Genomic DNA, 10,510 nt, shown 5'->3' with positions numbered 1-10,510 from the left:
CAGGGGCGGGGAGGAAGGTACGGGGAGAATGTCGGGCGCGGGTGTCGAGGATGGGTGATGGGGACGGGATACCGCGTCGCGCCGCCGTGCCACGCGGGCGCATCTGGGCTATAATGCAAGCCCGATGCGGGCATCGCCAAGTGGTAAGGCATCAGCTTCCCAAGCTGACATCCGCGGGTTCGAGTCCCGTTGCCCGCTCCATCGCGCTTCCGGCCCCCGCCAAGGGGGCTTTTTTGTGTGTGTGGCAGACAGGAGGAGGCCATGCAGGAGAGGTTCGACCGGGGAATGGCGGAGGCGATCAGGGCGTTCGTCGTGCGCAACCGCAACTCCGATGGCACCTATTCCCTCGACCCCAAGATCGCGCCGGAGGCCCTGGTCTCCCTCATCCACGAGGCCGTCGGCGACGAGCTCTCGTTCTACCCTGAGGCCGACCAGCTTGTGTGGGATGTGGCACGGCACATGGGCTTCGTCATACCGGCATGCCCGGTGGAGTCGCGAGGCGACGCCAAGGCCTTCCTGGCGGAGTACGGGGTGAGGAACGCCGACCAGTGGTACCGGAGGTTCGGGTTCGACGACGGCGTGATGAAGAACTTCTNTGCGACCTCCGTCCTCATGGCGCGCAACACCCCCTTCTGGCGCAAGCTGGTCCCGGTGCCCAAGTTGGCCGCCACCAAGGCGTCGACGTTCGCCCCGTACCTCGTGGACNCGCTCGACTTCTGCCTTGGGTATGAGACGGGGGCGGACGACGACCGGCTGTTCCGTTGCTGAGCCGGACCCGCCCGCGTGCAAGGTCTTCTGCAAAACTCTGAAAGGAGTCGTCCGGTCATGAGCCGTGAGCTTACCGACGAGGAGTTCNACATTCAGATGGGGGCGCTCGCACCCCGTCTCAAGAAGTACGCGCACCTGCTGGTGCGCGAGGGCCTCGGCCTCACCGAGGGCCAGGAGCTCGTGGTGGAGGCGGCCGTCGAGGCCGTCTCCTTTGTGCGCGACGTCGTCGCGGCCGGTTACGCCGAGGGTGCCGGCCATGTCACCGTGGTGTGGAGCGACGAGGCCGTCACCCGCATGGAGTACGAGAACGTGCCCAAGGATTGGTTCGAGCGCGTGCCCGAGTGGCGCGTCAAGCAGATGAACGGGCTCGCCGAGCAGGGAGCCGCCTTCCTGTGGTTGGACGGCGACGACCCCGACGGCATGGCCGGCGTGGACCAGGCCNAGGTGGCGGCCCGCCGCAANNCCTCCAACACCCAGTGCGACGTGTGGCGCCACGGANTGGACTTCGGCCTCAACGCCTGGTGCATCGGCGGCGTGTCCACCCGCGCCTGGGCCCAGAAGGTCTTCCCCGACCTCGGTCCCCACGCCGCGGTCGTCGAGCTGTGGGAGGCCATCCTCTCCGTGGCCCGCGTGACCGACGACCCCCAGAGCGCCTGGGAGACCCACAACGCCACGCTCGAGAAGAACAAGCGCTCGCTCAACCGCCGTCATTTCGACGCCCTCCACTACGTGAGCGAGAGCAACGGCACGGACCTCNTGATCGGCCTCTCGCCGCGTCACATCTGGGACGGCGGCGCCGCCGAGACCCAGGGCGGGGTGCGGTTCTTCCCCAACATCCCCACCGAGGAGGTCTTCACCACCCCCGACCGCAACCGCGCCGACGGCATCGTCCACTCGGCCCTGCCGCTCGTCCACAANGGCAGTGTNGTGCGCGATTTCTGGTTCCGCTTCGAGGGGGGTCGCGTGTCCGACTTCGGCGCCGCCGAGGGGGCGGACGTCCTTGAGCACATCCTCGCCACCGACGAGGGGGCGGCTCGCCTGGGGGAGTGCGCGCTCATCTCCAAGAACACGCCCATCCGCGAGAGCGGCCTGCTCTTCTACAACACCCTCTATGACGAGAACGCCTCATGCCACCTGGCGTTGGGCATGGGCTTCCCCGAGTGCTACGAGGGCGGTTACGACCTCTCGCCCACGGAGCTCGAGGCCTCCGGTGTCAACCAGAGCGCCCAGCACGTGGACTTCATGATCGGCACCGACGACCTCGACATCACGGGTGTCACCGCCAAGGGCGAAGAGGTCCCGGTGTTCATCCATGGCCAGTGGGCGTGGGAGTAGGGTAAGATTGCACATACCGTGCGCATCGCGTGCGTTCATGGGCCTTTAGCTCAGCTGGCAGAGCAGGAGACTTTTAATCTCAAGGTCGTGGGTTCGAACCCCACAGGGCCCACCATGAACTTATATATCCCTACCTGCTTGTTAACCAGCGGGTAGGGATATTTATTTATATGCATCGGCCGCACCACGGTGGAACGCGGTGGAACGGTCGGACTTTCGACATCAACGATGGTCCTATGTCGACAAAATGCGGCATCATGCCCAGACNCACGAAAACGCCCCCGACCCCACACGGGGGCCGGGGGCAACACACGGCGTTCAGACGAATGCCGCCGCGACGGCGGCCGGCGGGCCCGTTCTACACGTCGCCGGCCCCCCAATCGATCCGCCCGCGAACCCATTCAGCGAAGTCATCCTCGCCCATGGACCGCTGGGCAACCGCTTGGATGACGTCGAAGAACTCCGGGGAGTCAACCGACTCGTCGAGCACCGCCCCGTCGCCCCACTGGGATACGACGACGCCGACCATGAGCAGCGCCGTCCTCTTGTTGCCGTCCGAGAACGGGTGCTCAAGGGCGATGCGCGAAGAGATCCTTGCGGCCTGAGCGGCCAGGTCCCTGCAAGCCATGGTCCCGAAGACCGGGACGAAGGCCCCCGACACGATGGCGGACACCATGTCGCGGGCCCCCGGCCTGTCGGCGTCGTAATGCTCCTTGCCGGCGACGGCCGACTCCCGCACCTCCAGCACTGAGTCGATGAAGCTCTCGATTTCGAAGTCGNCCGTGAACACGACCGCGTCGCGGGGCCCGCGGGGCTCCACGTCAGCTGTCCTTGAGCATTTCCATGGCGACCGCCCACCGGTCCATCGAGTCGCTGACGGAAGAGGATATGGTCGTCATCCCCGCAAGGCCCTCGGGAGACGCATCGATCGAAGAGACCACATCCGTGTCGTCTATGGGAGAGCGGAGGCCTCGGTGGTCAACCACATTTTTCCACGCGCCGCCGTCCTTATGACTCAACCTCATGAGGTCGTAGGCCGTCAGGTTGCCGTAGAGGCTCCACACGACGTCTGCAACCTTCGCCGCGGTGCCGTCGTAGTCGGACGANACGGGCTTGGTTATGCGTTTGGAGCCGTTCGATTTGTACGCATGGTAGACAGAGGGCACGACGGGTCCGTACTGCCACGCCTCGATGTCGTCGTCAAAAAGACGAGCTCCACTTTTGAGGAAGAAGGCATAGGCAAAGTAGACGAGCTTGTTGAGCTTCATGTTCGTCACGAACCCACTGCCGCCATAGCGGTCGACGATGGCGTTCGCGAGGTCGACGGCCGTAGTGACTCCGGTCATGGGCATGTCCTCCCCTCTCCACCGGACGTTGCGTTTTGGCCATTCTAGCGACAAGGGCGGNCGCCAAACATGGCTCTCCGGTAATCGGATTACTATACGCTCCAAACGGTCCATGGTCCAGATTCTTCTCCAATCACACCTTGATAGGACGAAAACGCCCCCGACCCCATCGCAGGGGCCGGGGGCTTGTTTGTACCGAGTGTCAATAAGGGGGCCGCCCTCGGCGGCCTTGTTTGTACTTNCGGGCGAATCGTATAAACAAGGGGCCCCGCTACAGCCTGCCGTCGTTGAGCGCGGCCTGGAGGGCGCGGACGGTCTTGGGGCCGCACACGCCGTCGGGGTAGACGCCGAGCCTGCTCTGGAGGGCCTTGATGGTGTTCGCGCCCATGATGCCGTCGGAGGTCACGCCGAGGAGCCTTTGCAGCGCGCGGATGACCGGGGAGCCGCTGGGGTTCGCGCCCCACTTCCACCCGCCCGCGCAGTTGGGCATGAGGTGGCGGTTGCCGCTGTACTGGCCCCAGACCTCGCCGTCGGCCACGCAACGGAGGTGCGCCTGCAGGGCCTTGGTGGTGCCCCATCCCCACCAGCCGTCGACGGAGAGCCCGCCGGTGGACGGGGCCGGGGTNGCAGGCGTGGACGGCACCGCGCCGCCCTTGGCGGNGATGCCCGCCGCCGACAGGATGGCTCGGGCGATCTCGTCCAGACGGTCGTTGAAGATGGTCCGGTCGGTGGCGTTGTCTATGAAGCCGACCTCGGCCAGGCGGTAGTTGATGCCGCGCCTGGCGGCGCGGTTGGCGTTGGCCAGGTCGCCCCGCTTCACGAGGGTGGAAGAGCGCCCGGGGAAGATGGTCGCCAGGTTCTTCGCGAGCGCCTTGTCGAAGGCGTCGGCCTCGAAGCCGTCCTTGATGATGACGTGGGCCCCGCGCGCCGAGCCGTTGGCGGAGTCGCGGTGCAGCTCCGTCACCATGGTGCCCTTGGGCACGTTCAGCGTGTTGAGGTCCCCTTGGGCGTAGGCGTTGCGCGAGAAGTCGTGCAGCTCCACGTCGGAGGGGTCCGCCGCGAGCTCCNTGACCCGCCTGGCGAGGTTCCTCACGGAGTCTGCCTCGTTATGGCCGCCCCCGACCGCGCCGGGGTCCCCGTGCCCGTGGCCGGGGATGATATACAGCGGTTTAGACATGCTCCTCCCCCTTCCCGGCCCCGCCGAGGGCCGCCTGCACGGGCGAGAGCACCGCGACGATGACCGCCGTGCCGAAGCTCGCCCCCCACTCTCCGGTGGTCACGCCCACGGCCACGGCCGCGAGCACGCCCTGGACGACCGTGCGCTCGAAGCGCGCCGCCGCCGAGTCGTCGGCGCACCACGCCACGAACGCCTCTGTGATTCGTCTCATGCCTTGTCNTTCCTGCTCTGCCCGTAGAAGGTCTTCACGGGCACCTTGCAGATCTCCTCGTAGAGCCCCGTGCCGGTGCCGTTCCCGCCCAAGGCGTGGTAGGCCTGGTAGCAGCTGTCCAGCTCCTGTCTGCGCTCCACGCTCATGGGCTTGTCGCCGAGCACGTAGACGTCGTAGGCGTCCACGATGTGGCTCCGAAGCAGCGTCCGCACGGCGGCGTCCAGTGCGTCCTCGCGCCGGGACTGGGCCGCCGCCGCGTCCCTGCCCTCGTCGCCCATGCGGTTGATGCGGGCCACGCACCACGTGACCACGCCGCCCAGGACGAGCGCCACCNCGGTNTCGGCGAGCTTCATGGGGTCCAAGGGCCCCGCCCCCTCTCTAAAGGAAAGGGGCCCCGCAGGGCCCCGTCTCAGCCTTCCACGCGCTCCCGCACCAGCTCCCTGATGCGGGCCGGGACGTCGTCCACGNAGATGTCTCNGCGCAGGACGCGCCTGGCGTACACGGCCACCATGGACAGGTCGAGCCTTGTCAGCCCCGCCATCGTCNCTCACNCCCCGCCGCCGACTCGTAGAGGCCGCACAGGGCCTCGTCCACCGACGCGCGCCACTCCNCGCCCGCGCGCTCGGCCTCCATCTCGGCCAGGCGTCCCGGCGGCCAGGGCACGTAGGTCCCGGACTCGGCCACGTAGGCCCGCCTTTCCCCGTCCCAGGCGTAGGTGTAGACGACCTCGCCCCTGCCGGGGTCCCACGACCCGAGCGGCTCGCCGTCCATGCCGTGGACCGGGGCGTCCGCCTCGGTCTCTTTCAGGAACACAGGGTCCATCTCGGGGTCCACCCCCCTCCCCTCACGCCGTCAGGTAGGTGACGGTCCATGTCACGTAGGTGGTGCCGGAGCCGTAGCGGTGGGCCGTCAGGCGCCCGTCGGCCCCCACGGTGTAGCGGCACACGTTGTTGCCGGCGGCGTCCGGGCCGTAGGCGGCGTTGGTTATGTCGTACTTCGGGCGGTAGCCGGCGGGCACCGACCAGCCGCACCTGACCCACGCGCCGGCGGCGATGTTGGCGGTCGCGACGCGCAGGGTGACGAGGGGGCCGTACTTCCGGTACTTGACCTCCCACCCGCCGCTGGCCGCGGCCTGCCACCCGGAGTCGGCGAGCCCGATGGCGCTCCTCACCTGCCCGGCCACGTTGGACGACCCGGAGCACAGCTGCAGGCCGTTGAGGGTCACGGGGTCGCCCTGCACGTGGAAGCCGGGACCCGGGCAGGCCCTCCCGAAGGCCACCCCCTTGCCGGATGCCAGGATGTCCATGGTGTAGTAGCTCGGCCCGACGCCCGTCTGGACCGAGGCGGTGAGGCCGTTGGAGTCGGTGGCCGTGACCAGCACCTCGTAGCTCTTGTCCGTGGCGATGGACCCCGGCGCGATGGCCGCGGAGCTCGCGGTGCCGCTGGCGGCGTTGACGGCGATGGTGCCGCCGTCCGTCCAGGCACTCGCCCCGGCCTGCCTCCACTTCACCGATATGCCGGTGACCTTGGGCGTGTTGGACGCCGCCTGGGCCCTGTAGGCGGCGCTCACGTGGAACGCCGTCCCCTCGTCGTTCGCGACCCCTGCGGCCGTGCAGCGGGACGCATGGACGTTCGAGAGGACGGGCGGCAGGTGGTCGAGCTTCCATACGGCGTAGAGGGTCGCCCCGCCGTCCATCCCGTACCGGGAGTTCGGCGCATACTGCACCGCGCCGCCGGCGGAGGTCGACCATCCCTGGAAGGTGTGATTGGCGCGGGTCGGCCGGGTGCCCGAGATCGTCAGGACCTCGCCGTGCCATTTCGTCTGCGCCCCCGGGGCGCCGCTGCCGCCGTTGGCGTTGTAGGTCACCGCCCAGTGGTCCTTGGCCGGGCAGGGGAAGCTCGCCTGGGCCGTGGACGTGCCGTTCATGTAGCCCGAGCGGTTGGTGACCGTACAGATGATGGAGCCGTTGTAGCCGGAGTGGTCCTTGGGGATGACGAAGGTCCTCGAGCAATGGGTGTTCCAGCCGTTGCCGCCCGAGGGCGACTGGAGTCCTCCCGACCCCGACACGCCGCCCGTCCAGGACACCGCGATGGAGGTGGCGATGCTGTTGGAGATGGAGAATCCCCAACCCACGGCCTGGGGGCCTCCCTTGACCGTCACCGTCACCGAGTCTGGCCCCTGGGACACCGTGTAGGTGAGCCAGGCCCTCCAGTGGTTGGTCGTGGGTCCGTAGACGTCGGCCATGTCACCTCACCTTCTTTAAGCACAGGTTGCCGTTGGACCGGGGCATGAGGGCGAAGTTGCCCACGCCCAAAGAGCCGGTCACCTCGGCCTGCGATATGTAGAGTCTCATGCCGCTGACGTAGGCCACNGCGGCGNCTCCGTNCNTGANGGNGAGCTGGGNGTTGNAGANCTGCACCCACANGTCGGAGGTGGAGCTGCCCAGCTGCAGCAGGGGCACGCCGCCCTGCTGGACGATGCGCACCATGGCCGACAGGTCGGCNATGCCCGAGGCTNGCAGCTCGGCGAGGATGTTGTTGTTCTCCGCGACGGACTCGTTGAGGGCGGCGATGGAGCCGGCGGTGGCCTCGGCGCCCTGGTTGGCGATGTCTTGGGAGGACTCGGCCAGGTCCATCGCGCTGTTGGCCGTGTCGGCGGCGCCCTCCGCGGCCTCCTTGGCGTCGTCGGCCTTCTTGGCCGTCTCGGTCATGGTGACCTTCAGGCCTTCGCTGGTCTGCTCCAAGGCGCTGGCCCTCTCGGCCAGCCCCGCCTGCTCGCTGACCACGCCGGAGATGCGGTCGGACTCCACCTTGAGGGCAGCCTTGGTTGCGTAGGTGGCCTCGGCGTCCTCCGGGGCGGGGCCCCAGTCGGTAGGGGCGTTGCCCAGCTCCACCTTGATGCGCAGCAGGCTGACGCTCGTCGCGGCGCAATCACTCCTTATTCTTCCGATGAGGATTTGCGGGGCGGTGACGGCGTCGGCGTCGTAGGTGACGGTGTACCAGTATCGCCGAACCTTGCTGGACCCGACATGGAAGCTGTTCGCCCCGTCGGGTTCGGTGCTCTTGACCCCGTCGCTGTTGACGACCGTCTTGGCGACGGGGTGGAGCCCGGTGCCATCGGCCCAGCAATAGCACATGATGTCCCCGCCGGCCGACACGGCCCTGGCGTCGAAGGAGACCGTGAGGACGTCCCCCTTCTTCGGGGCCGGGATGTCGAGCTTGAAGTTTATGGGGTCGAAGTCACCCGTGGCAGGGCGCGGCACGTTGAGCGACTTGAAGCCCGGCACCGCGGTCGAGTCCACGGCGGAAAGCCCGCCCTTGGGGGCGCACATGGCCGTGAAGTCCNTGGAGCCCGTGGCGAGGTTCGTCCCGCCCACCTTGAGCCCGTCGACCTTCGCCAGCGCCGACTGCGCCGTGAGGGGGATGGCGTCGGTGGTCTGCTTTACCTCGGTCTTCGAGGCGTAGAGGCCGGCCGCGTCGCCCTTCTTGAGGTAGTTGGCCTCCACCGTGGACGTGATGGAGTCGGCGGTCTGCTGGGCCTTGGACGCGGCGGTGGCGGCACCGTCGGCGGTCTGCTGGGCCTTGGCCACCGAGGAGGACACGCCGTCCACAGTGGCGGAGAGGTCCGTCACCTTGGTCGCCGTCCGGTCCGCCTTGGTCGCCGTCTCGGTGATTTTGGCCGAGAGCNCCGATGCCGTCTGCTCGACGGAGGTGGCCTTGGAGATGGCCGCGTCGGCGGTCTCNGCGGTGGACGCCACGTCGGCCCTGATGGCGTCGGCGGCGACCTCCAGCGCGGCGGCGCGGTCCACGGCCCCCTCGGCGGTCTCGGCCACCTCGCCCACCTCGGCGCGGATGGCGTCNGACTCCACCNTGAGNTCGCTCTTCGTGGCGTATGCGGCCCCCGTGGCCTTGTCCACGTAGTCGCGGGCCANCTCGGCGCGGATGGACGTGGCGGTCTGCTCCAGCTCGGACCTCGACGCGAGGCCCTCGGTGGACTCCTTGGTGGCGTATGCCTCGGAGACCTCTGAGCGGATGGACGAGGCCGTCTGGGCCAGCTCACTCCTGGTGGCCAGCGTGGCGCCGGTCTCCTTGTCCACGTAGTCGGCGGCCACGGAGGTGAGCACCTCCCCCTTGGCCGCGTCCACCGCCTGCGTCACCTCGGTCTTGGTGGCGGCGGTCCGCCGGAGCTCGTCGGCGGCCGATGAGGCGGCGTCGGCGGCGTCCTTGGCCTCCCCGGCGGCGGCCACGGCCCCGGCCACCGCCTGGGCCGCCTCGGCCGCGGTCCTGTCGACGGCGTCGATGGCCTCCCGGGCCTCCTCCCTCGCGGCGTCCAGCTCCGCCNNCCCCTCGGCGAAAAGGTCGCGCACGACCACCTCCACCGGTGCGCAGTGGTCCGAGACGTTGTGGGCCGGGGTGCCGTCGAACAGGCACGCGTCGTCCTCGGATGTGGCGGTGACCGAGACGGTGGAGCCCACGGCCTGGGGAGGGGTCAGGCAGCTGCCGGCCTCGGTCAGGGCCGCGAACCACTCGCCGTCGACGTACAGGTTCACGCGGAGGAAGTCGGCGGGCACGTCGCCCGCCAGGGTGCCGTCCCACGTCACGGCCACGGTGCCGTCCACGGAGGTCGCGGCGATGCCGGTCNTCACNGGCGGCGGCGTGGTGTCGCCCACGTGGGTGGCCAGGGTGACGTCGCCCGTGGCCGCCCCTATGACGGTCGAGGTGCCGTCGGCGTTGTCGAAGCTGTAGGTCCCCGTCTCCGACGTGCCGAGCGCCTGGACGCCCGACACCGCCACGGCCACGGCGCCGGCGAGCGCCTCCATGGGGTCCATGAGGTCGACGGCCTTACTGTGGCGCATAGGCGCCCCCCTCCCACGGGTCCACCATCTGGTCGAAGGTCACCCTCACGGTGCCTCCGAGGTCCCCGGCCATCTCCATCACCCTGAGCCTGTACCTGCCGTCCGGCAGCGTCGGGAACCCGTCGAGGTCCACCAGCGCCTCCTGCCCGGGCCAGAACGTCCCCGGCCTCACGGGNCAGTCCGGGTCGAAGGCGTTCACCGTCCCGGCGATCTGNACCATGGGCCGCTTGGACNCCTNGNGCCTGCCGGCGGCGTGCTCGNGCACGAGCGCCGCGCTGTCCCAGTCCGCGGACCCGGAAAGGGCGGTCTCGGCCAGCGGCCACGGGTCCTGCCTCGAGCAGAGCGCGGTGTCGCTGGCGAGGTGGCAGAGGGTGGCCTCGTCGCCGCCGGTCCCGGTCCCGTAGACCCTCATGACCGGGGCGAGGTGGGCNACCTGNACGTCCTGCAGCGTGCCTCCCCCCGGGTGGCAGGTGAGCACCGGCACGAGGCCGGAGGAGGACAGCCTCGGCGAGCCGTCCGAACCGGCCTCGAGGCGCCAGCGCAGGTGGGTGGCGTCGGCCAGGTAGGGGCGGAACTGCATGTCGGGGCCGCCCTCGACGTTGGTGATGGCGTCCAGCAGCTTGGCGGCGGCGTTGTTGGACGCGTTGAACCCCTTGTACGTGCGCTCGTGGCCCCCGCGCTCGCCGGCGTAGTGGGCGACGTCGATGGGCAGGGAGCCGCCCGGCTTGCCCATGGCGTTCTGCACGACGAGGGCGGCGATGGCGCGCAGCGACCGGCCCTCCCACCGGCAGTCGGCGACCGTGGTGGACCCCGGCGC

Annotated in this window: 6 protein-coding genes and 2 tRNA genes; 3 read left to right on the top strand and 5 right to left on the bottom strand. The window is 69.0% G+C overall.

Annotation, left to right across the window (positions count from 1 at the left end; genetic code table 11):
- Positions 1-126: 126 nt before the first annotated feature.
- The 3 genes from JX283_RS06730 to JX283_RS06720 all read left to right on the top strand — a co-directional run bounded on the left by JX283_RS06730 (position 127) and on the right by JX283_RS06720 (position 2,218).
- A tRNA-Gly gene (locus tag JX283_RS06730) sits at positions 127-201 on the top strand.
- Between the two features lie 624 nt (positions 202-825).
- Positions 826-2,103, top strand: coding sequence for an aminopeptidase (locus JX283_RS06725; RefSeq protein ID WP_204829888.1), 1,278 nt, complete (start codon positions 826-828; stop codon positions 2,101-2,103).
- 39 nt (positions 2,104-2,142) lie between these two features.
- Positions 2,143-2,218, top strand: a tRNA-Lys gene (locus JX283_RS06720).
- Between the two features lie 243 nt (positions 2,219-2,461).
- Here JX283_RS06720 and JX283_RS06715 read toward each other — a convergent pair.
- The 5 genes from JX283_RS06715 to JX283_RS06695 all read right to left on the bottom strand — a co-directional run bounded on the left by JX283_RS06715 (position 2,462) and on the right by JX283_RS06695 (position 7,082).
- Positions 2,462-2,923, bottom strand: a complete 462-nt coding sequence (locus tag JX283_RS06715; RefSeq protein WP_204829887.1) for a Fic family protein — start codon at positions 2,921-2,923, stop codon at positions 2,462-2,464.
- A 1-nt stretch (position 2,924) separates the two neighbouring features.
- Positions 2,925-3,455 carry a Panacea domain-containing protein gene (locus JX283_RS06710; RefSeq protein ID WP_204829886.1) on the bottom strand — a complete coding sequence of 177 codons (531 nt, stop codon included), beginning with the start codon at positions 3,453-3,455 and terminating at the stop codon, positions 2,925-2,927.
- 265 nt (positions 3,456-3,720) lie between these two features.
- A complete protein-coding gene (locus JX283_RS06705; RefSeq protein WP_204829885.1) occupies positions 3,721-4,626 on the bottom strand; it encodes an N-acetylmuramoyl-L-alanine amidase in 906 nt (301 codons plus the stop codon).
- A complete protein-coding gene (locus JX283_RS06700; protein ID WP_135977502.1) occupies positions 4,619-4,837 on the bottom strand; it encodes a hypothetical protein in 219 nt (72 codons plus the stop codon). The genes JX283_RS06705 and JX283_RS06700 overlap by 8 nt, the downstream gene beginning before the upstream one ends.
- An 844-nt stretch (positions 4,838-5,681) precedes the next feature.
- Complete coding sequence (locus JX283_RS06695) at positions 5,682-7,082, bottom strand: InlB B-repeat-containing protein (RefSeq protein WP_135977506.1); 1,401 nt, start codon at positions 7,080-7,082, stop codon at positions 5,682-5,684.
- Positions 7,083-10,510 lie beyond the last annotated feature (3,428 nt).

Origin of the sequence: Olsenella sp. CU969 (genome assembly GCF_905219715.1) — a bacterium.
In the GTDB taxonomy this organism is placed as follows: domain Bacteria; phylum Actinomycetota; class Coriobacteriia; order Coriobacteriales; family Atopobiaceae; genus Granulimonas; species Granulimonas faecalis.
The sequence above is the reverse complement of the archived record's forward strand: the minus strand, read 5'-3'. Positions and strand labels throughout refer to the sequence as shown.